At 57.2% G+C, this 21,922-nt stretch carries 16 protein-coding genes; 12 read left to right on the top strand and 4 right to left on the bottom strand.

The features are described from left to right. Positions 1-217 precede the first annotated feature (217 nt). On the top strand, positions 218-1,690 hold the full coding sequence (gene glpK, locus JJO78_RS10305; protein ID WP_041335504.1) for a glycerol kinase GlpK: 1,473 nt from the start codon (positions 218-220) through the stop codon (positions 1,688-1,690). Here glpK and JJO78_RS10300 read toward each other — a convergent pair whose 3' ends face one another. Further along, positions 1,691-3,589, bottom strand: a complete 1,899-nt coding sequence (locus tag JJO78_RS10300; RefSeq protein ID WP_085680141.1) for a sigma-54-dependent Fis family transcriptional regulator — start codon at positions 3,587-3,589, stop codon at positions 1,691-1,693. 337 nt (positions 3,590-3,926) lie between these two features. Between JJO78_RS10300 and JJO78_RS10295 the strand changes: the two genes are divergently transcribed. The 9 genes from JJO78_RS10295 to tpiA all read left to right on the top strand — a co-directional run bounded on the left by JJO78_RS10295 (position 3,927) and on the right by tpiA (position 14,673). Continuing rightward, positions 3,927-5,024, top strand: coding sequence for an ABC transporter ATP-binding protein (locus JJO78_RS10295; RefSeq protein ID WP_041335502.1), 1,098 nt, complete (start codon positions 3,927-3,929; stop codon positions 5,022-5,024). Further along, positions 5,024-6,127: an ABC transporter ATP-binding protein gene (locus tag JJO78_RS10290; RefSeq protein WP_041335501.1), complete on the top strand. Its 1,104-nt coding sequence runs from the start codon at positions 5,024-5,026 to the stop codon at positions 6,125-6,127. Before JJO78_RS10295 ends, JJO78_RS10290 begins: the two co-directional genes overlap by 1 nt. Next, the gene (locus JJO78_RS10285; RefSeq protein ID WP_036205138.1) at positions 6,124-6,990 is read left to right on the top strand and encodes a carbohydrate ABC transporter permease; all 867 of its coding nucleotides are present in this window, start codon (positions 6,124-6,126) and stop codon (positions 6,988-6,990) included. The genes JJO78_RS10290 and JJO78_RS10285 overlap by 4 nt, the downstream gene beginning before the upstream one ends. 10 nt (positions 6,991-7,000) lie before the next feature. After that, positions 7,001-7,807 carry a carbohydrate ABC transporter permease gene (locus JJO78_RS10280; protein ID WP_007155503.1) on the top strand — a complete coding sequence of 269 codons (807 nt, stop codon included), beginning with the start codon at positions 7,001-7,003 and terminating at the stop codon, positions 7,805-7,807. Positions 7,808-7,818: 11 nt separating this feature from the next. Then, the gene (locus JJO78_RS10275) at positions 7,819-8,094 is read left to right on the top strand and encodes a DUF2160 domain-containing protein (RefSeq protein ID WP_007155504.1); all 276 of its coding nucleotides are present in this window, start codon (positions 7,819-7,821) and stop codon (positions 8,092-8,094) included. Positions 8,095-8,352: 258 nt separating this feature from the next. Then, the gene (locus JJO78_RS10270) at positions 8,353-10,101 is read left to right on the top strand and encodes an ABC transporter substrate-binding protein (RefSeq protein ID WP_273623606.1); all 1,749 of its coding nucleotides are present in this window, start codon (positions 8,353-8,355) and stop codon (positions 10,099-10,101) included. A 269-nt stretch (positions 10,102-10,370) separates the two neighbouring features. Continuing rightward, on the top strand, positions 10,371-12,377 hold the full coding sequence (locus JJO78_RS10265) for a methyl-accepting chemotaxis protein (protein WP_273623605.1): 2,007 nt from the start codon (positions 10,371-10,373) through the stop codon (positions 12,375-12,377). Between the two features lie 172 nt (positions 12,378-12,549). Next, the gene (gene eno, locus JJO78_RS10260) at positions 12,550-13,851 is read left to right on the top strand and encodes a phosphopyruvate hydratase (RefSeq protein WP_036205147.1); all 1,302 of its coding nucleotides are present in this window, start codon (positions 12,550-12,552) and stop codon (positions 13,849-13,851) included. A 33-nt stretch (positions 13,852-13,884) separates the two neighbouring features. Beyond that, the gene (tpiA, locus tag JJO78_RS10255) at positions 13,885-14,673 is read left to right on the top strand and encodes a triose-phosphate isomerase (protein WP_273623604.1); all 789 of its coding nucleotides are present in this window, start codon (positions 13,885-13,887) and stop codon (positions 14,671-14,673) included. On the opposite strand, the gene JJO78_RS10250 is transcribed toward tpiA, so the two are convergent. The 3 genes from JJO78_RS10250 to JJO78_RS10240 form a co-directional block, all read right to left on the bottom strand. Beyond that, positions 14,670-15,920 (bottom strand): substrate-binding protein, encoded by a 1,251-nt coding sequence (locus tag JJO78_RS10250; RefSeq protein WP_091641391.1) that lies wholly within the window; start codon positions 15,918-15,920, stop codon positions 14,670-14,672. The two genes, tpiA and JJO78_RS10250, sit on opposite strands and share 4 nt — an antisense overlap. 166 nt (positions 15,921-16,086) lie before the next feature. Further along, complete coding sequence (locus JJO78_RS10245; protein ID WP_273623603.1) at positions 16,087-16,974, bottom strand: aldo/keto reductase; 888 nt, start codon at positions 16,972-16,974, stop codon at positions 16,087-16,089. A gap of 2 nt (positions 16,975-16,976) precedes the next feature. Further along, entirely contained in the window at positions 16,977-18,800 is a 1,824-nt protein-coding gene (locus tag JJO78_RS10240; protein WP_273623602.1) for an alpha-amylase, read from the bottom strand. A gap of 262 nt (positions 18,801-19,062) precedes the next feature. Here JJO78_RS10240 and malE point away from each other — a divergent pair, with 262 nt between their 5' ends. Both malE and malF read left to right on the top strand, forming a co-directional pair. Continuing rightward, positions 19,063-20,262 (top strand): maltose/maltodextrin ABC transporter substrate-binding protein MalE, encoded by a 1,200-nt coding sequence (gene malE, locus JJO78_RS10235; protein WP_085680153.1) that lies wholly within the window; start codon positions 19,063-19,065, stop codon positions 20,260-20,262. A 166-nt stretch (positions 20,263-20,428) separates the two neighbouring features. Then, positions 20,429-21,922, top strand: coding sequence for a maltose ABC transporter permease MalF (malF, locus tag JJO78_RS10230; RefSeq protein WP_273623600.1), 1,494 nt, complete (start codon positions 20,429-20,431; stop codon positions 21,920-21,922).

Raw genomic sequence — 21,922 nt, 5'->3', positions numbered from 1 at the left:
ACTTCCTCCGGTCCACGGTTTTTCTGTAACGAACGAAATAGCGATTTCAAACCTGAACTCAGTTTAGAGTGTTTTGTGCCTTTGTGCAGCATTTTTAGGGGCTTGTGTGAGGCTTGCGAAGTGCGGGTAAGTTTTCGCCCGCAAAAAGGGTTGGCTTTTGTTTTCAAAAAAGTAAAAATACGAAAAAATAAGAACACTGGCCCGAGGCAAAACAACTATGACTCAGTACATTCTGTCGATCGACCAGGGGACAACCAGTTCCCGCGCCATCCTTTTCACCCTGGACGGCAACATCCACGCGACGAGCCAGCAGGAGTTCCCTCAGCATTTTCCCGCGAGCGGCTGGGTCGAGCATGAGCCGGAAGACATCTGGCGTACTGTCCAGGAAACCTGCGATGACGTGATGGCCAGGGGGTGTGGTGACAACGATGAGGTTGTCGCTGTTGGCATAACGAACCAGCGTGAAACCACGGTGTTGTGGGACCGCGCAACGGGCGAGGCCATCTACCCGGCGATCGTCTGGCAGGACAGGCGAACCGCGGACTGGTGTGAATCGCTCAAGAAGCAAAGCCTTGAACCTTCAGTGAACAACAAGACAGGGCTGTTGATTGACCCCTATTTTTCGGCGACGAAAATTCGCTGGATACTGGACAACGTACCGGGCGCCCGGCAACGGGCGGAACGCGGAGAATTGGCGTTCGGCACGATCGACAGTTTTCTGCTTTGGCGACTGACCGGCGGCAGGGAGCACAGGACCGATGCGACCAATGCCAGTCGCACCCTGTTGTTCAACATTCACGATCAGGATTGGGACCCGGAGCTACTTGACCTGTTCGGCATTCCTGCCTCGTTGTTGCCGCAGGTGATGGATTCGGCAGCGGACTTCGGCCAGATCGTCGGTAACGGTCGGCTGGGTGGTACGTCCGTCATGGGTATGGCGGGGGACCAGCAGGCGGCCCTGTTCGGCCAGACGTGCTTTGAAACCGGAATGGCGAAAAGCACCTACGGTACCGGCTGTTTCCTGATGCTGAATACCGGCGACAAGGCTCTGACATCAGAGCACCGCCTGCTCACAACGGTAGCCTATCGCCTCAACGGAAAGCCTGCGTACGCGCTGGAGGGGAGTATCTTTATCGCCGGTGCGGCTATCCAGTGGCTGCGAGACGGGTTGCAGCTGATTCGGGACGCCTGTGAGACCGAACCCCTGGCGGAAGGCACACCGGTGGACCACGGGGTCTATCTGGTGCCAGCGTTTACGGGCCTGGGCGCACCGTACTGGGACCCCAACGCCCGTGGGGCGATTTTCGGGCTGACCCGCGATACCGGGATCAAGGAAATCGTGACCGCTGGCCTGCAATCGGTTTGCTACCAGACCAAGGATCTGCAGAAGGCGATGGAGAAGGATGGCATAAGGCCCATTACCCTGCGTGTGGACGGTGGCATGGTGGCCAACAACTGGGTACTGCAGTTCCTGGCGGATATCCTCGGGGCGCGGGTCGATCGGCCTGCATTGGTGGAGACCACCGCGCTGGGCGCGGCCTATCTGGCTGGCCTGCAGGCGGGTGTCTACAAAAGCCTGGAGGATCTGAGCAGTATGTGGCGATGCGACCGCAGTTTTGAGGCAACGATGACTAAAGCCCAGCGTGACAAGCTCTACGACGGCTGGCTTAAAGCCATTCGCAAGCTATGACTACCTTACACCCAGATCCCGAAGTCGCTTGTACAGGGTGTTGCGGCTGACAGCCAGTTCCCTGGCTGCACGGGACACGTTGCCCATGCACTGTCGGTAGACCACCAGTGTCTGATCCATGGTGTCATTCCGGGAGTTGTCATTCGCCTGGGGCGATTCTCTGTAGGGCGATGCATCGAATACCGGTTTGCGCTCGGGCCTGGTTTGACTCTCATAATCCGCCAGGAAATCCTCCGGCAGGTGCCAGAGTTGCACGTCGTCGCCGTCGGCAATGGCCACGGCGACGCGGACGATGTTCACCAGCTGGCGAATATTGCCGGGCCAGGGGTGATTCTCAAGCGCCGCCATTACCTCATTGTTCAGAGTGTCCGATTGGCCGCTGTCACGATGCTCCAGATAGATTCTGCGGATCAGCTCGCGCCGGTCCATTCGATCCCTGAGTGCTGGAAGCTCAAGGCTGAGGCCATTGATGCGGTAGTAGAGGTCCGCTCTGAACTCACCATTGTCGATTCGATCTGCGAGCGGGCGGTTGGTCGCAGACACCAGCAGTATGTCCACGGGAATGCGTTCCGTGGAGCCCACCGGTGTCACTTCCCGTTCCTGCAGAACGCGCAATAGCCGGGATTGGGCGGCCAGGGGCATTTCTCCGATTTCGTCCAGGAACAGAATGCCCTTGTCGGCCTTGCGTATCAGGCCCAGAGAACCCTGGGCGCGGGCGCCGGTGAATGCGCCAGCCTCGTAGCCAAACAGTTCGGATTCGACAAGCTCCGGTGGGATCGCCGCACAGTTAACGGAGACCAGAGGCTGCGCGCATCGTTGGCTGGTTCCATGCAGGGCTTTGACCATCACTTCCTTGCCCACACCGGTTTCACCACAAATCAGTATCGGAACGCCTCTCTCCAGAACCTTCCTCGCCTGGTCGGCACAGCGTCGGACCAGTGGATCCCCATGTTCAATATCGTCCATGGAAACGCCAGCCATGCCTGGCTCCGTGGGCCTGGCACGGGGTATTGCGCGCGCGGGCTTTGTGGTGACGGTGTCGAGCGAGACCGGCCGCTTCAACAGTCCTGACAGCCGCACTCGTTTCGTGGTCGTGAGCTGTATGGGGGTGTTGTGGGAGTGATTCAGTACCAGGTTCCGGTTTTCAATGAACAGCGAGTTCAGGTTGCGCCCTGACAAAGGCTCGCCGAGTAGTTGATCTGCCCGTTGATTGGAGGCAACTATGCGGCCGTTGGGGTCAAACGCGATCAGTCCCGACCAGGGGCTGTCGATATTGTCCGCCGTGGTGTTGAGGGTGAGGATAAAATGATCGCCCCCCAACTGCCTGACGATCAGACGGTTTTCAACCGATTGCGAAAGAAGACGAACCATCCCCAGCGTATGCGCCTGTGGTAGGTAGGCATCACTGAAGGCACTGAGAACCCCCACCAGGGTTCTGTCGGTATCGAATATCGGCGCCGCGGAACTGATGATGCTCCGGTTGAGTTTGAGAAAATGTTCGTTTCGCTGGACCTGGACGGGCGAGCGGGTGGCGATGGAAGTGCCAATGGCGTTGGTGCCAGCGTAGCGTTCGTGCCAGCTGGCGCCCGCGCTGAACCATGGCCGCAGATGGCTTTCGGTAATGCGTTTGTCGCCCCAGCCCTTCAGGACCTGGGCATGGGAGTCGGCCAGCAGGATCAGGCAGCGGCTGTTGGACATGATGTTGTTGTAGTAGGGAAGTACTTCCGTCTCTGTTGTGCTGAGTAACGCTTCGTAGTCCTTTTCCAGCGTTTCCCGGGCACGGTCGTCGAGGTTCGCGGGCTCGGGTTCGTAGTCATGGTGAAGCCCGTAACCAATACAGCGGTTCCATGAATCCGCGATAATGGATCGGTATTCCGCCCTCTCTTGTTGCCTTTTCACGCGAATCCTCCGCGTTCCTGAAGTTCGTTTTGTTTTTTCGCACCCCGCCGGGGTGGCCCGAGGCCGCGAATCTGTTCGCTACGATGTTCAATAATGTGCTCATTGGTTGTTCAGGTCAATGTTCAAACTGAACAAAAAGTTTGATAGCGAACATTTTTGTTTTCAATAAAGAAATTTCCAGAAATTTAATGGCAATAAAAACAATGGTCTACGTATTTGCTCGTGGTTTTCACCTACATTGGTATGCTCATTGCCTTTATGTATTCGAAATCGAATTCTCGCCGGTCGCCTGCGGTGACGGCGGATAACGTGCCACAAGAACAACAAAGGAAAGCCTATGTCCTTAACGCTGGAGAACCTCTCCCGTGTCGTGGATGGAGTCGATTACATCCGCGACGCGAACATCACGTTTGAGGCAGGTTCGTTCAACGTTCTGCTCGGGCGTACATTGGCCGGCAAAACCTCGTTGATGCGGCTGATGGCCGGGCTGGACAAGCCCGATGACGGCCGCCTCATCTACAACGGCAACGATGTCACCGGGCAAAGCGTTCAACAACGCAATGTCTCAATGATCTATCAGCAGTTCATCAACTATCCCAACCTCACGGTGTACGAAAACATCGCCTCGCCCCTGCGTCTGGCCAAGATGAAGGAGAGTGAGATTGACCGACGGGTTAAGGAAACCGCGAACATGCTGCAGATTGACCCCTTGCTGAAGCGGTATCCGCTGGAGCTTTCCGGGGGGCAACAGCAGCGCACGGCGATGGCCAGGGCCCTGGTCAAGGACGCGACCCTGATCCTGTTTGACGAACCGCTGGTGAACCTCGACTACAAACTGCGGGAAGAGTTGCGCGCTGAGTTGCGGGAACTGTTCCGCGAACGCCAATGCATTGCCGTATACGCCACCACCGAAGCCAACGAGGCGCTGGCGTTGGGAGGTGTCACCACGCTCCTGAACGAGGGACGGATCGTTCAGAGCGGCCCGGTGATGGACGTTTACCGTAACCCAGTGAACACCCTGGCGGCACAACTGTTCAGTGAGCCGCCCATGAATATGATCAAGGGCCGGGTCACCGACACGGAAGTGACCTTCGACGAATACTCCCATCATGCGTTGACTCAGGAACTCGCACGGCTCGAACCCGGCGATTACTGGTTTGGTATCCGCCCGAGTCACATCGGACTGGTCCCCAACAATGAGGATGATCTCGAGATGTCGATGGAGGTTGAGCTCAGTGAAATCAGTGGCTCCGAAACCTTCATGCACGTGCGCAATCGGTACTTCGAGATGGTGATGCAGTTGATGGGCGTACACCAGTACCACACGGGTTCGCCCATCAAAATCTACCTGCCCATCAACAAACTGTTCGTATTCGATAAAGACGAAAGCCTGGTGCACACACCGGCACAGGTCGTCACAGGAGGGTCGGTCTGATGGCTGAAATTCATTTGAAGTCCCTGGCTCACAGTTACAGCGACACTCCGGCCGGGCCCGATGACTACGCGATCCGTCAGCTGGACCATGTCTGGGAGAAGGGTGGGGCGTATGCATTGCTCGGTCCGTCCGGCTGCGGCAAGAGTACGATGCTGAACATCATTTCGGGTTTGCTCCAGCCCTCCGAGGGCGACGTACTGTTCGATGGCAAACGGGTGAACGAGCTGTCCCCGAGGGACCGGAACATTGCCCAGGTTTTCCAGTTCCCCGTGATCTATGACTCGATGACCGTGTACCAGAACCTGGCATTTCCGCTCAAGAACACCGGCGTGCCGTCGTCCCAGATCAAGGCCAAGGTGCATGAGATCGCGGAGATCCTGGAGATTGAGAGCGAGCTGCAGAAAAAGGCCAAGAACCTGTCCGCGGACCAGAAGCAGAAGGTTTCCATGGGTAGAGGCCTGGTTCGGGGCGATGTGTCCGCCATCCTGTTCGATGAACCGCTGACGGTTATCGATCCCCAGCTCAAGTGGAAGCTGCGCCGCAAGCTCAAGCAGATTCACGAACAGTTCGATATCACCATGGTGTACGTCACCCACGACCAGCTCGAGGCGTCCACTTTCGCCGACAAAATCGCGGTGATGTACGGCGGTCAGATTGTTCAGTTTGGCACCCCAACGGAGCTCTTCGAACAGCCCAACCACACATTTGTGGGGTATTTCATCGGTAGCCCCGGCATGAATCTGATTGAGGTTCAGCGTTGTCCACGCGGGGTCTGCTTCGGCAGCACGGTTGTCCCGCTGAGTGTTCAACACGTCGAGCTGTTACAGCGCCTGCAGTCCAACAATCTCAAGATCGGTATCCGCCCGGAGTTTATCCAGGCGTCCGATATGCCGGCGGACGATACGTTTGAAGCCGAGGTGTTGGATGTCGAGGACCTCGGCACTTACAAGGTCATGACAGTCAAGCTGGATTTCGAAACGTTGAAGGTTCGGCTGACGGAAGACCAGCACTTTGCAGTTGGCGGCCAGGTTCAGCTCAGCTTTCCGGAAAAGTGGCTGAAGCTTTACGTGGACGAGTTTCTGGTAGAGGAGAAGGACCAATGAATAAGGTTCCCAATAATCGTGCCTGGTGGCTCGTACTGCCAGTTTTCATACTTGTAGCGTTTTCAGCCCTGATACCGCTGATGACCGTTGTGAATTATTCGGTCCAGGATATCTTTGGCCCGGGTAACGCCTATTACGTTGGTACCGAGTGGTTTCGCGAAGTGCTTGCTGACGAGCGCCTGAGAGAATCCCTGCTCAGGCAGTTCCTGTTTTCCGGCGCTGTGCTGGCGATCCAGATCCCCCTCGGGATCGGGGTTGCGCTGATGATGCCAAAATCCGGTATCAAGGCCTCTCTGTGCCTGATCCTTCTGGCCATTCCGTTGCTGATTCCCTGGAACGTGGTCGGGACCATCTGGCAGATCTTCGGCCGTGGTGACATCGGCCTGTTTGGCTGGGGCCTGAATGCGCTGGGGCTGGATTACAACTATACCGGCGACACGGTGGATGCCTGGCTGACGGTGCTGCTGATGGACGTATGGCACTGGACACCCCTGGTGGCTCTTCTCTGCTACTCCGGCTTGCGTGCCATTCCCGAAGCCTTCTATCAGGCTGCCGAAATTGACCGTGCCTCCAAGTGGGCCGTGTTCCGCTATATCCAGTTACCGCGCCTGAAAAGTGTGCTGGTGATTGCGGTACTGCTGCGGTTCATGGACAGCTTCATGATCTACACCGAGCCCTTTGTTCTCACCGGTGGCGGGCCAGGCAGCTCAACAACCTTCCTGAGCCAGACACTCACCACTATGGCTATCGGCCAGTTTGATATCGGCCGGGCGGCGGCGTTCTCGCTGATCTACTTCCTGATCGTGCTGCTGGTGTCCTGGGTGTTCTTTACTGCCATAACTCACCTCGACAAAGAAAAATAAGGAGAGAGTGATGAACTATTCACGTTCCAAGGGCTTCGGGATGACGCTGTTTATCGTGCTCCTGCTGACTCCGATCTACTGGCTCCTGAACATGTCGTTCAAGACCAACCAGGAAATTCTCGGCGGCCTGACGTTATGGCCACAGAATTTTACCCTGGCCAACTACGCTGTGATTTTCTCGGATTCAAGCTGGTACTCGGGTTACATCAACTCGATGATCTACGTGTCCATGAACATGACCATCACGCTGCTGGTTGCCTTGCCGGCCGCCTACGCGTTCAGCCGCTACAAGTTTGTGGGTGACAAGCACCTGTTCTTCTGGCTGCTGAGTAACCGTATGGCACCGCCGGCCGTCTTCCTGCTGCCGTTCTTTCAGCTTTATTCATCAGTAGGGCTGTTTGACACCCACATTGCGGTGGCGCTTGCGCATTGCCTGTTCAACGTGCCGCTGGCGGTCTGGATCCTGGAAGGTTTCATGTCGGGTGTGCCGCGCGAGTACGACGAGATGGCCTATATTGATGGCTACAGCTTCCCCAAGTTCTTCGTGAAGATTTTCCTGCCGATGATTCGGTCAGGTATTGGCGTCGCTGCTTTCTTTGCGTTCATGTTCTCGTGGGTGGAGTTGTTGCTGGCCAGAACCCTGACCTCCGTGGACGCGCAACCCATTGGTGCCATCATGACCCGAACGGTCGGGGCAAGCGGTATTGACTGGGGCGTACTGGCGGCAGCCGGTGTGCTCACCATTATTCCCGGCGTGCTGGTGGTCTGGTTTGTTCGTAACCACATCGCCAAGGGCTTCGCACTGGGTCGGGTATAAGGAGACGTATCATGATTGAATGGATGAACTGGACACCAACGGTTGCGATTTTCTTTGCGGTGATTGCCTGCATCTTGCTGACGATGACCGTCTACGAAGTGGTTTCGCCGTGTACTGAGCGAAAAGGGTTCCTGCCGATTTCGACAACCCGGGGGGATCGTCTTTTCATCGGCCTGCTATCGGCGGCCTATATTCACCTTGCGTTCCTGGCTGTCAGCGACATTACTCTTTGGGTAGCGCTGGCGGTGTCGGTGGCGTGGCTCCTGGTGCTGTTGCGCTGGGGGTGATGGGGAATGGTGCCATCGGAGGGTGCCTTTGATTTTCGTTTGTCAGGGAGGGCCGAAAGAATCTTAGGATTTATCGCTCAAAACGGTTGTAAAAATTTCTATAACGAACTATTTTCTTTTTAATGATCGGAATCGAACATCCCTATTCGGCTCCGTTTCCAGGAATAGCGGTCAGAACGCTATATAGGGAAAGCCGAAACGTATTGGCGCAAGCTGTCGCGTTTCGAACACACCAAAACAAGACGAACGAGGTTGGATATGTTCAAGAATAATAAATATCCGAAAACCCTCCTTCTGAGCGCTGCGATTGGCTCGGTGGGATTGGGGCTCAGTTTTCAGGCCAGTGCAGATCAGTATTCTGATGCCGCCAAGAAGTGGGTTAACGAGTCCTTCAAGAAGTCGACTCTGAGCAAAGAAGAGCAGATGAAGGAGATGGAATGGTTCATCCAGGCCGCCAAGCAGTTCCGGGGCATGGATATCAACGTCGTCTCGGAAACCATTGCCACTCATGAATATGAATCCAAGGTTCTGGCTGAAGCATTCAGTGAGATCACCGGCATCAATCTGACTCACACGCTGATCCAGGAAGGCGATGTTATCGAGAAGCTGCAGACACAGATGCAGTCCGGCCGGAACATCTACGACGGCTGGGTCAACGACTCTGACCTGATCGGTACCCACTTCCGCTATGGCAAGGTGATGCCCGTTGAGGACATCATGAACGGTGAAGGCAAGGATCTGACTCTGCCGACACTGGATCTGGATGACTTTATCGGTCTCGATTTCACCACCGGCCCGGACAGCAAGCTCTATCAATTGCCTGACCAACAGTTTGCCAACCTGTACTGGTTCCGTGCCGACTGGTTCGAGCGCGAAGACCTCAAGAAGCAGTTCATGGATATTTACGGCTATGAGCTGGGCGTTCCGGTTAACTGGTCCGCTTATGAGGACATTGCCGAGTTCTTCTCCGTACACGTGAAGGAAATTGATGGCAAGCGTGTCTACGGCCACATGGACTACGGCAAGAAGGACCCGTCACTGGGTTGGCGCTTCACAGACGCCTGGTTCTCCATGGCTGGCGCTGGCGACAAGGGCCTGCCGAATGGTTTGCCGGTCGACGAGTGGGGCATCCGTGTTGACGAATGTCATCCGGTCGGCGCCAGCGTCAGCCGCGGCGGTGCAACCAATGGACCCGCCGCTGTGTATGCAACCACCAAGTATGTTGACTGGTTGGAAAAGTACGCGCCGCCGGAGGCACCGGGTATGACATTCTCTGAAGCTGGTCCCGTACCCGCTCAGGGCGCTGTTGCCCAGCAAATCTTCTGGTATACCGCCTTCACTGCCAGCATGATCGAAGACGGTCTGCCGGTGGTCAACGAAGACGGCACCCCGAAGTGGCGCATGGCCCCCTCACCACGTGGGCCCTACTGGGAAGAAGGCATGAAACTGGGTTATCAGGACGTGGGCTCCTGGACCTTCATGAAGTCCACTCCTGAAAAGCGTCGCCTTGCGGCCTGGTTGTATGCACAGTTCACGGTGTCCAAAACCGTATCCTTGGAAAAGACCATCGCTGGTCTGACGCCGATCCGCGAGTCTGATATCGAATCGGATGCCATGACCGAAATGGCGCCCAAGCTCGGTGGTCTTGTGGAGTTCTATCGCAGCCCGGCCCGCGTTCAGTGGTCGCCGACGGGTACCAACGTACCGGATTATCCGAAGCTGGCTCAGCTCTGGTGGCAGTATATTGCTCAGGCTGCAAGTGGCGAAGCAACGCCGCAGAAAGCACTGGACGGACTGGCGCAGGCACAGGATCGTGTCATGGAGCGTCTCGAACGTGCCAGTGTCCAGGAAACATGCGGTCCGAAGCTGAACGAGCCGCGTGATCCCCAGTACTGGCTGGATCAGCCGGGCGCGCCCAAACCGAAGCTGGACAATGAAAAGCCGAAAGGCAAAACCGTCCGCTACGAAGAGCTGCTCAAAACCTGGGAAGAAGCTCGCGAGAGCTGATTTCTGAGGCGGCTCGAGTAGTCACTCAGTAAATCACTTACCTGTAGTGCCCTGCCGTTGTCCCGGGTTTCCTGGGGCAGCGGCAGACCTAACACCGTCAGGTCGGTGGGTCTTGGCCGGTTGCTTTCATTCCCCCCCTATTAGCATTTCAGGTGTTCCCCCGTGTTTAGCGGGTTGACCCTGCCGGCCCTTTTTCCGCCTTTTTGCACCTGATCCTTCCTTTCCAAATTCCGGGCCTGTCCAGGGCTGGCAGTAGGGGTTGATAGGGCATGAGAAAAATTTCAGTTATCCATCGTCTATACCTGGGCTTCGGTTTGCTTTGTGTGATCATCGCAGGCTGGGGGCTGTTCAACGGCGATATGATGACATCCATTTCCGAGGGTACGTCTGCGGTAAAGGAGAGAATTTTCCCGTTTCAGCGTGCTGTCCAGGCTGTCGAGGCAACGACAGGTGGCAGTGGCATGGCAGTCATCTCGCTCGCCAGGGTGAGGGACAACCAGGAACTGGAATCCCGCTATGGAAGGCTGATAGATAAAATGACCGCGCTGGATAAGCAGGTGACGTCACTCGCTGCTGAAGCCGGCGAAATCCGCTTGCTTACTGGGTTCGAGGAACCCGCGCAGCAGTACCGGGAGGCCCTTGGCACGCTGCAAAAACAAGCGGCCAGGCTTAGCGAACACCAGGCGGAGGTCATCCGGGTATCTGAGTCAGTGAACCGTGATTTATCCGACTTTCTGGCCAAAGCCTCGGAAATGAAACAGTTGTTGCTTCGTGAAGCATCAGCGCCCGCAGGGTCTGACATTTATCTGAAAGACCTGCTCATGACGGTCATGGGGAACCTGTCCAATATTGAACTGCTAATTATGCAATTGGTCAGCACCGACGATGCCGAACGGCTCAAAGCAGTGGTGGAAAACCTGCGATTCAACACCGTGACGGTTGAGCAGGATATTGAGGCCATCATTGGCGAGATTGCGTCGCTGGAGTCGCTTGCGCCTATCGCAAGCGATTTCTTTGAGTCGGTCAACAGTGAGGCCGGCATAGTCAGCCAGTATTACGATTACCGCAGCAACCTGCTGGCGGTGAACAGCACCGTCGCGGACATAGAGGCCGGGCTTGATAACCTCAACAGCCATATTGACCGGATGGTCACGGCAGCCGGAGAGGCCGCTGTACAGACCGTCGACAACCTGGATGCCACGGCGCGTTTCTCGGAACAGCTGGTGTATTACCTGGTGCCGCTAATCCTGTTTATTGCCGTTGTGATCTCGGTGTGGTTGGGGCGGTTGATCAGTATTCCTTTGCGCGCCACCGTCAATCACCTCTCGGCGATGGCTGGGGGTGACTATAGCCGCGAGCTGACGTTCCGCGCCAACGGCGAGTTCATTGAACTGAAAGAGTCGGCCAATAAGCTCGCAGCGGCCATGCGGGAGGTGTTGGGCAGCTTGCAGAAAGCCGGCGGTGAAATTACCGGTGTGGCGGCGTCCAACGCGGATTTTTCCCACGACCTGAGCCAGCGTATTCGGGGGCAGGCCGATGACCTCAATTCGATAGCGACCGCCATGACGGAGATGGAAGCGTCCTGCCATCACGTGGCGGAATCCGTCAGGGACACCCACCAACTGGTGGAGTCGGTGAACAGTCGGGTTGATGAAAGCAAAGAGACCGCCAACGCCAACATGGAGTGTGTGAATGAACTGGAAGAGCAGATACAGCAGACCTCCGGCAAGCTGAAAAAGCTGGAGAGTGCGTCCCACGACATCGGGCGCATCACCGAATCCATCGATGAAATCGCCAACCAGACCAACCTGCTGGCGCTCAACGCAGCCATTGAGTCCGCCAGGGCTGGAGAGTTTGGCCGTGGGTTCGCAGTGGTGGCCGACGAAGTCAGACAACTTGCCCAGAAAACCACCAGTAGCACGGACACCATTCGTGGCCTCGTCAACCGTCTCCAGGGGGATGCGGCCGAAGCCGTGAGTTCCATGGAAGACAGCTTCCAGCGCCTGGAATCGGTCAAGTCCCTGATCACCGATGCCTCCAAAGGCGTTGAAACCATTCGGGAGGCCGTCGACCAGATCCGCAATAGCGCGGAACATGTTCGTACCGGCATGGACGAGCAGGAAGACGTCAGCCGTTCGGTGTCGCGCAATGTTACCGAAATCAGCGGGTCGTCATCGGAAAATTTGGCGGAGATCGAACAACTGGTAGCGACTAGCGACCAGCTCAAGGCATCAATGAGTGATATCGAAGCGTTGATCGGGCGATTCCGGGTGTAGTCGAAACCGTTTGAAGTTCCTATTGGGGTTTTCCATATAACAAAATCATATGGAATTGTGTTCTTTTTCGCTTGTGAATGTTCGTAAACGAATATTACAATCGAGTGAACTGTTCGATAGTGCACCTATGTGTGCGGAAACAAAAACAACACGAGCAAGTAGGTTAATGATTATGGAGCGTATTCAGTCCGTATTCGCCCGGGAAATTCTGGATTCCCGCGGTTTTCCCACAGTGGAAGTGGATGTTGAGTTGGGAAACGGCGTGGTCGGACGCGGTCGGGCGCCGTCGGGCGCCTCCACCGGTTCCAGGGAGGCCCTGGAAAAAAGGGACGGTGATCCTGATCGGTACAATGGCAAGGGTGTGCTGGGGGCTGTCGAAGCGGTTAACCGGCACATCGCACCAGCGATTGAAAACCGGGTGGTGTTTGACCAGTTGGTGATTGATCGGCTGATGCGCCACCTGGACGGCACCGATAACAAGTCCGGTTTTGGTGCAAACGGCATTCTCGCCGTGTCCCTGGCGGTTGCCGATGCCGCCGCCAACTTTCGACAGCAACCGCTGTACCGCTATCTGGCAGAACTCTATGGTTGCTCCGGTCCGTGTGTGTTGCCGGTACCCATGATGAATATCATCAACGGCGGTGCCCATGCAGACAATACCGTTGATCTTCAGGAATTCATGATCCAGCCGGTCGGAGCGCCCAGCTATAGCGAGGCATTGCGAATGGGTGTTGAAACCTTCCATGCACTGAAATCACTGCTGACCGAGAAAGGCCTTTCCACCGCCATTGGTGACGAAGGCGGTTTCGCGCCGGATCTGCGCTCCAGCGAAGAGGCGTTGGATCTTATCCTGGAAGCGGTCGTCAGGGCGGGTTATCGGCCGGGCACGGATATCGTGCTGGCTCTGGACTGTGCCGCGTCCGAGTTCTATCGCGATGGCCGCTACGAGTTGTCCGGAGCCGGAGCAAGCTTTGACTCCGCCGGCTTTGCCGATTATCTGCTGTCGCTGGCGATGCAGTACCCCATCGCGTCCATCGAGGACGGTATGGATGAGGACGACTGGGATGGCTGGAAGCTGCTGACCGAAAAGCTGGGGGAACGGGTGCAACTGGTAGGGGATGACCTGTTCGTGACCAATGCGTCACTGATCGCGGATGGCGTGCGGAAGGACATCGCCAATTCGGTTCTGATCAAGTTCAACCAGATAGGCACCCTCACCGAAACCTTTGAAGCCATTGGAACGGCACAGGATGCTGGCTACACCGCGGTTATATCCCATCGCAGTGGTGAAACCGAGGATACGTTTATTGCCGATCTGGCAGTGGCAACCAGAGCAGGTCAGATCAAGACCGGTTCCCTCTGCCGCTCTGACCGTGTCGCCAAGTATAACCGGTTGCTTCGTATCGAGCAGGACCTTGGCGCCCACGCTTTCTATCCCGGTGTTGGAGCCATTCGCTGTGCCCTGGATACCTGACACGTCGATACGAGGAATCACAGGAGACAAACCATGAGAAAACCCATTCTGATTGCGAACTGGAAAATGAACGGCAGCCTGCACTCCAACCAGGCGTTGCTTGTGCGGATGTTGGCAAAGCTCCGCCCCTTGCGCAAAACCATTGATATGGCCATTTGCCCGCCGTTTCCCTATCTGTTCCAGGTGCGGGACCTGCTCGGGTACACCGGCATCGCACTCGGGGCGCAGAATACCAGCCGTGCGCCGTCCGGTGCCCACACCGGGGAAGTAAGCGCCACCATGTTGCATGAAATGGGGTGCCGTTACGTATTGGTCGGGCATTCGGAGCGACGTGCGCTTTACCACGAGTCCGACGATGAAGTTGCTGCCCGGTTTCAGCAGGTGCTCTCCGCGGGGCTGATACCGGTGATGTGTGTTGGCGAAACGTTGGAAGAGCGGGAGCAGGGGTGGACGATGAAGGTCGTTCAGCGACAGCTGCAGACGGTGATTGACCAATGCGGCATGTCCGGCCTGGCTGGCAGCATCGTTGCCTATGAACCAGTCTGGGCTATTGGCACCGGCAGGACCGCTACCCCGGAGCAGGTGGCGGACACCCACCGGGCTATCCGCCAGTTTCTGGAAAACTGTGAGACAGGCGCAGGGCAGTCCGTGCGCATTGTTTATGGTGGCAGTGTGAAAGCGGCCAACGCGGCGGCTCTGTTCTCGTCACCCGAAGTGGACGGCGGCCTGATCGGCGGGGCGTCCCTGCAGGCTGACGAGTTTTCAAACATTGGCGCGGCGCTGGCAAACACGGTTAACCCTGTGACATCGACGCTCACCTAGAGGTTGAGCGGCTGTCCGGCTTCCTTGCGTCTGGCTTCCCATTCCTGCCGGGTCTGGGCGGCCTCATCGCCGGGCATGGAGTCGATGATCTCGAAGTAGTCAGCCGAGTACTCGTCTTCCATGATCTGATTGCGGGGCTTAACCCTCACAACGTAGACCGTCTGGATGTTCTGGTGGTCGAAGTCGCGCCAGTACTGCTCGTCCTTCAGGAAAGTGTACCGGTGGCCTTCCAGGGCTCGAATAAGCTGGCGTGTGTCCGTGGTACCGGTCCTTTCCACGGCATCCTTGTACTGGTAGACGATGCTGTAGGCAGAGGCCGCCGCGGTAGAGGGGCGCATCTCGTAGCGGCTTGAGAAGGCCTCTACGAATTCCTTACCGCGGGCGTAGTTGTACTGGTAGGGAACGCTCCACACCCAGGGCGATCCGCCAACGACCCCTTCCATAATGGTCGGGCCTACCTGGCGGGCCATGCCGAGCGTGAGGTTGGGTACCACCACCTGCATTTTCTTCGTCAAACCCATTTCGTAGGCGACGTTCAGCGCACGCACCATGTCGTCGCCAAACAACACCATCATCAGGACCTTCGCGCCACTTTGTTCCGCCTGTTCCAGAGCCTGGCGAAAATCCGTAATTAACGCGCGAGGGAAGGGTGTCTTAACGCCCTTGTGAGCGTCGGTGTTTTCGGTATTGGTGAATTTCCGGACCGATTTCTCTACCGACCAGCCCCAAGTGTAGTCTGCCGTGATGTAAAAGTATTCGTCGCCGGCATGCTGGGTATTGAGATATTGGCTCAGTACCTTCGCCGTCATCCAGGCATTATAGGGTTCGCGAAACATGTGACTGTGGCCGGCGGCGCCGGTGGTGGCGTTGGAGTAGGTCAGGGTTCCGAAGTAGATGCGGTTTCGGTCCCTTGCAGCTCTGCCGGAGGCAATGGCTACTGCGCTGGAAACGCCACCGAATACCATTTGCACCCCTTCGCGGTCGATCAGCTCAGCGGTGTTTTTGGCGCCCTTGTCCGGTTCGCCGGAGGTGTTGCGTATCACCAGTTCCACTTCGCGGCCCATGATGCCGCCGGCCTTGTTGATTTCATCGACGGCCAGGAAGGCGCCCAGGCGTTGTTGCAGGCCCTGGTCCTTGTAGCGGCCGGTCTGCGGGTAGTTGAGCCCGATTTTCAGGGTTTCCGCTGCAACGGGAGCCGTCGCCAGCAGGGTCAGTAACAAAGAGAGAAGCAGCTTCTTGCAGAGCATTGGCACAGGCCTCCTTGGTCGCGCCGGGCCGGTAACGCGGGCCCTGATATTGTTGTTGTGGATCAGGACCAGTGTCGCGGCTGTCTGCAAAAGCAACAATCGGACGAAGGTGGAAGTTGTGTAACGAATTGTCAGGCGTTGACGGACGTCACAACGCACTTCCGGGTCAGGCAACTGCGGTATTGCGAACCGATTCCAGAAGCCGGTACCAGAGGCCCCGTGGCATAGGGCTTCGAGCGCCATTGAGCGCTGAGTGAATACGCTCGGGATTCATGGAGCCCAGCACGGGTATGGGCGTTCCGGGAATCTGTCGTAACCAGGCGATAGCCAGGCCGGTGTCATCCAGACCGGTTTCTTCCCGAGCCTCTTCCATCAGCTCTGCCGGGATTCGGTCCGCCAGGCCACCACCACCCAGCGGAGACCACGCCAACCAGCGTAGTCCATCCGCAAGATGAGCTTCAAGGGTGCCATCGAACAACGGATCGGTGTGGAGCAGGGATAACTGGCTTTGATTGCACACCAGTGGTAGCGCGGTGTTCCGGGCCAGCCATCGCCATTGCTCGGGCAGGAAGTTGGAGACGCCGATCTGGCGAATCTTACCCGCGGACACCGCCGCTTCCAGCACTCGCGCGACGTCCTCGGCCTGCATCAACGGATCAGGACGGTGAATCAGAAAGGTGTCAATCTGTTCTACCGCCAGTGAGGCGATGGCCTTGTTGATCGCGTTCTCCACATAATCCGCTTCGGCCCGGTAGTGTTTTACCCGCCATTGCGAGGTGTCCCGGTCGGCCGGAACAATGCCGGTTTTGGTGATCACTTGCAGGTTTTGGGCTAGGGCCGGGTGAGCACGTAATGCATCCCCGAACAGCCGTTCACACTCGTCACCACCGTAGATGTCGGCATGATCGAACACGTTCAGGCCGTCATCCAGCCGCGCGGCAATCCAGTCCGCAAGCCGGGCCGGTTGCGTGAGGCTGGGATGGTCATGGAGACGCATCATTCCCAGAATCAGGGGTGTTTCCGGTGTGAATCCTGCTGTTTGGGTGTTTTGCACGATTACTCCTTGCCGAAGGCGATCACCACCCGGTCGTCGCCGTGGGTTCTTGAAAAGACGTAGGGTTTGGTACTGAGTTGTTTGTGTTCCCCGGCACCAATTGCCGGGTGACGTGCCCGGAACTGGCCCAGCTTTGTCCAGTGGGACAGGACCGGCTGTGCCGTGCCATTTTCGATGTCGGCCCAGTTCATATCTGAACGGGTGCCCTGGTGGCCGTCAGAACCCGTGGGCCCGAAAGCGCGGCCGGATTCGTCTCCATAGAATATCTGACTGGTGCCCGGTGTAAACAGCAAGGCCGCAGCGACCCGCTTCTGCATCGCCGGTTTGTTGTCGGCAATGCGGCTGAAAAGCTGGGTGTCGTGGGATGAGATATAGCTCATGACGTTGAAGGGGTTGTCGCCGTGCATCTTGTCAGAATACTCGCTGTAGATGGGCTCCATGGCGGGCAGGCAAGCTGCACCGGCCTGGGCTTCCTCCTGCAGGTCAAAGTTGATGATGGCGTCGAATCCGGCATCAAAGTAGCTGCTTCGGGTCACAGTATGGGGGAATACCTCCGCGACCATCCAGAACTCTTCCGCTGGCAACGGCTGGCCGGGATTATTGGCGCGATAGGTGTCCAGTGCATCCTGAGCTTTGGTTTTCAGTTGTTTCCAGGCTTCCGGCTCCACGTGCTTGGCGGTGTCCACCCGGAAACCATCAACACCGAACTCGCGCACCCAATCGGTTAGCCAGGTGACCAGATAATCCCGGGCGGTGGCGTCTTCAAGCTGTGTGGCGCGGGTGTTTTCCTTGTTCTGCAGGAAAATGGGCAGGTCCACTGCCTGGGTGGATTCCGTCTTGAAATCCGGCAGGAAGGCGAGGGAGCCCCGTACCGGATCAATGGAGGCTTTGGGCGGCGTGTCGTAGTCGCCGATGCCGGCGCGAACCCAGTCCTTGCCCCACCAGTTGGCCCAGCCCGGATGATCGTAGTCGATCAACGCATGGTAGGCGTGGAAGTTCTCCCAGGATTCCGGTCGCCAGTCGCCCCATTGTTCGGGCAGGTGCTTTTCGAAGCCTTCGCGCAGCCCGCCAACGTTGAAGGTCTGCATATCCTGAAGGGTGGCGTAGCCCGGGTGGTTCATAACCACGTCCATAACCACGCGGATGCCGCGGGCATGGGCTTCTTCCACCAGGGTGCGGAATTCCTCGCGGGTGCCGAAGTTGGCGTCAGGGCGGGTGAAGTCCAGAGCGTAATAGCCATGGTACCCATAGTGTTGGAAGTCCCCCTGGTCACCACCGCCAACCCAGCCATGAATCTGTTCGAAGGGTGGGGTGACCCAGACAGCGTTGACGCCGAGATCCTTCAGGTAGTCCAGTTTCTGTGTCAGGCCAGCAAAGTCCCCGCCGTGGAAGGTGCCGATTTCATCCATGCCGTCGGGCTTGCGACCGTAGTTCAGGTCGTTGTCGGTGCGGCCATTGGCAAAGCGATCTGTCACGGTAAAGTAGACGGTTGCGCCCGCCCAGGTGAAGCTCTGCTCCGGAGCGTCCACGGCTTCCAGCAGTAACAGGCCTTCGGCGTCCGGGGCCGGGGTGAGTGTGACCTGGTCATTTATCACCTGTGCCTTGTTGCCACTGTAGTAGTCTCGCACCCAGTCGCCGTCTTTGAAGGCATTGCCGACGGTAACGGTCATCTCTGCCTGGGTGGCGGTGCACATCCCGCCGGTTGAAACAGCGCGGTTGTCCGAGGGTGGGTCGGCGGTCTCGAACTGGCCACCGGCGCAGCCGGCAAGCGAGAGGCACGTCACAAGGCTGGCGGTAAACCTGATTTTTTTCGGGGTCTGGCTCATGCAATGGGCTCCGGTTCCATTTATTGTTGTGGTTATCCAATCAAACCAGACCTGAACGGTGGGTGGTAGACGGAATTCACTACGCCTCACTACTCCCCCGTTCTACGCCTCAGGGAATGAAATCAGGGCTGATGCCAGCAACAGCAAATTGCAACACAGTTCGGTTACTCGCAATAAAAAGATTTGCGTTCAGCCCGCCCGGCCAACCTCGTGTCAGGGCGGACAACAAGAATAAGGCAGGAACAAGCAGAGGAAACACCTGATGAATCGTCGAACTTTTATCCGTAGTTCACTCGCAGCTTCCATTGTTGCAGCAACCTTTGGCATGTCCGCACCGGCTCACGCCGAGATCGAGGAAGGCAAGCTCCTGGTCTGGATCAATGGCGACAAAGGCTATGATGGCCTGCAGGAAGTGGGCGACTGGTTTACCGAGGAAACCGGCATCCCCGTTGAAGTGGCTCATCCAGACAGCGCCACTGACAAGTTCCAGCAATCCGCCGCCACGGGCAATGGCCCGGACATCTTTATCTGGGCCCATGACCGTTTCGGCGAATGGGCGCAAAGCGGCATCATTTCCGAGGTCAAGCCGTCACAGCGTGTTATCGGTGAGAACTTCGATTTCACCTGGGATGCTGTGACCGTCGATGGCAAGATGTACGGTTACCCCATGGCCGTCGAGTCCATTGGTCTGATCTATAACAAGGATCTGGTGCCCGAGCCGCCAACCGCCTTCGAGGACATTCCCGCCATTCACAAACAACTGGCGGAAGATGGCAAGCGCGCCATCCTCTGGGACTACAACAACACCTATTTCACCTGGCCAATGATTGCCGCGGCCGGCGGCTATATTTTCGCCCAGAACGAAGACGGCAGCTATGACGTCAAGGACACTGGCGTGAACAACGAAGGTGCCATGAAGGGCGCCAACATGCTCACAACCCTGATTGAAGAAGGCGTGATGCCTCGCGGTGCGGATTACAGCGCCATGGAGTCCAGCTTCAACAAGGGCGAAACGGCAATGATGATCAACGGCCCATGGGCCTGGGGTAACCTGGAGAAGAGCGACATTGACTTTGGCGTTGCCAAGTTGCCCACCGTCGATGGCCAGCCCAGCAAACCCATGGTTGGCGTGATGGCGGCGACTCTCAATACGGCCAGCCCCAATAAGGACCTGGCGGTAGAGTTCCTTGAGAACTACGCGCTGTCCGTCAAAGGCCTGAAAATGGTGAACAACGATGTTCCCCTGGGAGCCGTGGCCAACAAGGAATTTATGGACGAACTGTCGTCCAACCCGAATATTGCGGCGACGTTTGAAAACGCCCAGTTGGGTGAACCCATGCCGAGTGTGCCTGCCATGGGCGCTTTCTGGTCCTCCATGGGGCCGGCTCTGCAGAACATCACATCTGGAAGACAGCCCGTTGAGGACGCCCTGAACTCAGCAGCACAGCGCATTACCCGGTAATGCCCCTGATGGGAGTGCCGTCGGCCGCCGTGCCGATGGTTCTCCCAGCCGTGCTGACCTGTTGTTGTAAACCTGCCCTCGCCAGACGTTGGCGACGGCTTTAAACGGGCTGACTACAATGATAACGGAAACCCTGTCCTCCCCCGGAACCGAAAGCAGACTTCCAATGACCCGAATAATTCTAAAGTGGGGTGCCCTGGCCGCATTGTTAGGCATGGCGCTCTACCTGATACTGGCATTGTATGCCCAGCAGGAGTTCGTGTTCGCGATGCTTTTCCTGGTGCTGACGGCATCGGCGGTGTTTGTGTTCGTGAACAAGAAACTCTACGCCCATCGCTACATTTTCCCCGCAGTAGCCGGTATGGGGGTGTTTGTTATTTTCCCGCTGATGTACACGGTTGGTATTGGCTTTACCAACTACAGTGCCAGCAACCTGCTGAGTTTTGAGCAGGTGAAGGACAACCTGATGGACCGGACCTACCAGTCCGATTCCGTCCGCTATAACTATGAGCTTTTCAACACCGATGCCGGTTATGTGATCTACCTTGAGGGTAAGCACCAGAACCTGGTTTCGGCTCCGCTGGCGCTGGACGGTTCCGACACCAGCGCGCCGGTCTTACCCGCTTCGGATAAGCCGGCTGGCGAGCCGCTGGCCATTCGCGACATTATCCAGTTGCGATCGGAACTGTCGGAGCTGGACCTGCTGACCGAAGACGGGCGCGAGCTGAGCATGGCCAGCCTGCGTGCCTTTGCGGCCATCAACGCCCAGTTCACGTTGCACGACAACGGCAGCATCACCAACAACCAGACGGACGTGACCTACTTTCCGGACCACGACACCGGCTTCTACCGCAGTGCGGAAGGTCAGACACTGTCGCCGGGGTGGACCGTGAACATCGGCTGGGACAACTACCTGAAGGTGGTGTCCGACCCGAGCATTCGCGGGCCGTTCTTTGAGATCTTCGTATGGACGCTGTCCTTTGCCGTGGCAACCGTGGTGTTCACCCTGGCGCTCGGGCTGTTGCTGGCGAACCTCCTGCAGTGGGACCAGATTCGCGGAAAGGGCTTCTACCGCACCATGCTGATCCTGCCTTATGCGGTACCGGCGTTTATCTCGATCCTGGTGTTCAAGGGCCTGTTCAACCAGAACTTCGGTGAGATCAATCTGGTACTGGAAGGCCTGTTCGGATTGCGGCCTGACTGGTTCAGCGACCCGGCGCTGGCGCGAACCATGATCCTGATCGTTAATACCTGGCTGGGCTACCCCTACATGATGTTGCTCTGCATGGGCTTATTGCAGGCGATACCTCGGGATCTCTACGAGGCCTCCGCGATGGACGGGGCAGGGCCGGTGAACAACCTGTTCAATGTCACCCTGCCGCTGATCATCAAGCCATTGATGCCGCTGTTGATCGCAAGCTTTGCGTTCAACTTCAATAACTTCGTCCTGATTGCGCTCTTGACCGGTGGCGCGCCCGATATTATCGGCGCAAGCACACCTGCGGGCACCACAGACCTGTTGGTGAGCTACACCTACCGCATCGCGTTCCAGGATTCCGGACAGAACTTTGGCCTGGCGGCTGCGATTGCCACAGCCATCTTCCTGGTGGTTGGCGCCCTGTCGCTGATCAACCTGAAACTGTCCAAAGTCAAAGTGTAA

The organism is Marinobacter sp. DS40M6 (genome assembly GCF_028581595.1).
GTDB classification, from domain to species: domain Bacteria; phylum Pseudomonadota; class Gammaproteobacteria; order Pseudomonadales; family Oleiphilaceae; genus Marinobacter; species Marinobacter salarius.
The sequence above is the reverse complement of the archived record's forward strand: the minus strand, read 5'-3'. Positions and strand labels throughout refer to the sequence as shown.

What these genes read in the sequence shown, in the direction of transcription:
- JJO78_RS10275 (WP_007155504.1), top strand. Translation starts at nt 7,819, where the DNA reads ATGATTGAATGGATGAACTGGACACCAACGGTTGCGATTTTCTTTGCG.
- JJO78_RS10295 (WP_041335502.1), top strand. Translation starts at nt 3,927, where the DNA reads ATGTCCTTAACGCTGGAGAACCTCTCCCGTGTCGTGGATGGAGTCGAT.
- JJO78_RS10240 (WP_273623602.1), bottom strand. Translation starts at nt 18,800, where the DNA reads ATGAGCCAGACCCCGAAAAAAATCAGGTTTACCGCCAGCCTTGTGACG.
- JJO78_RS10290 (WP_041335501.1), top strand. Translation starts at nt 5,024, where the DNA reads ATGGCTGAAATTCATTTGAAGTCCCTGGCTCACAGTTACAGCGACACT.
- eno (WP_036205147.1), top strand. Translation starts at nt 12,550, where the DNA reads ATGGAGCGTATTCAGTCCGTATTCGCCCGGGAAATTCTGGATTCCCGC.
- JJO78_RS10285 (WP_036205138.1), top strand. Translation starts at nt 6,124, where the DNA reads ATGAATAAGGTTCCCAATAATCGTGCCTGGTGGCTCGTACTGCCAGTT.
- malF (WP_273623600.1), top strand. Translation starts at nt 20,429, where the DNA reads ATGACCCGAATAATTCTAAAGTGGGGTGCCCTGGCCGCATTGTTAGGC.
- tpiA (WP_273623604.1), top strand. Translation starts at nt 13,885, where the DNA reads ATGAGAAAACCCATTCTGATTGCGAACTGGAAAATGAACGGCAGCCTG.
- JJO78_RS10265 (WP_273623605.1), top strand. Translation starts at nt 10,371, where the DNA reads ATGAGAAAAATTTCAGTTATCCATCGTCTATACCTGGGCTTCGGTTTG.
- JJO78_RS10250 (WP_091641391.1), bottom strand. Translation starts at nt 15,920, where the DNA reads ATGCTCTGCAAGAAGCTGCTTCTCTCTTTGTTACTGACCCTGCTGGCG.
- glpK (WP_041335504.1), top strand. Translation starts at nt 218, where the DNA reads ATGACTCAGTACATTCTGTCGATCGACCAGGGGACAACCAGTTCCCGC.
- JJO78_RS10270 (WP_273623606.1), top strand. Translation starts at nt 8,353, where the DNA reads ATGTTCAAGAATAATAAATATCCGAAAACCCTCCTTCTGAGCGCTGCG.
- malE (WP_085680153.1), top strand. Translation starts at nt 19,063, where the DNA reads ATGAATCGTCGAACTTTTATCCGTAGTTCACTCGCAGCTTCCATTGTT.
- JJO78_RS10280 (WP_007155503.1), top strand. Translation starts at nt 7,001, where the DNA reads ATGAACTATTCACGTTCCAAGGGCTTCGGGATGACGCTGTTTATCGTG.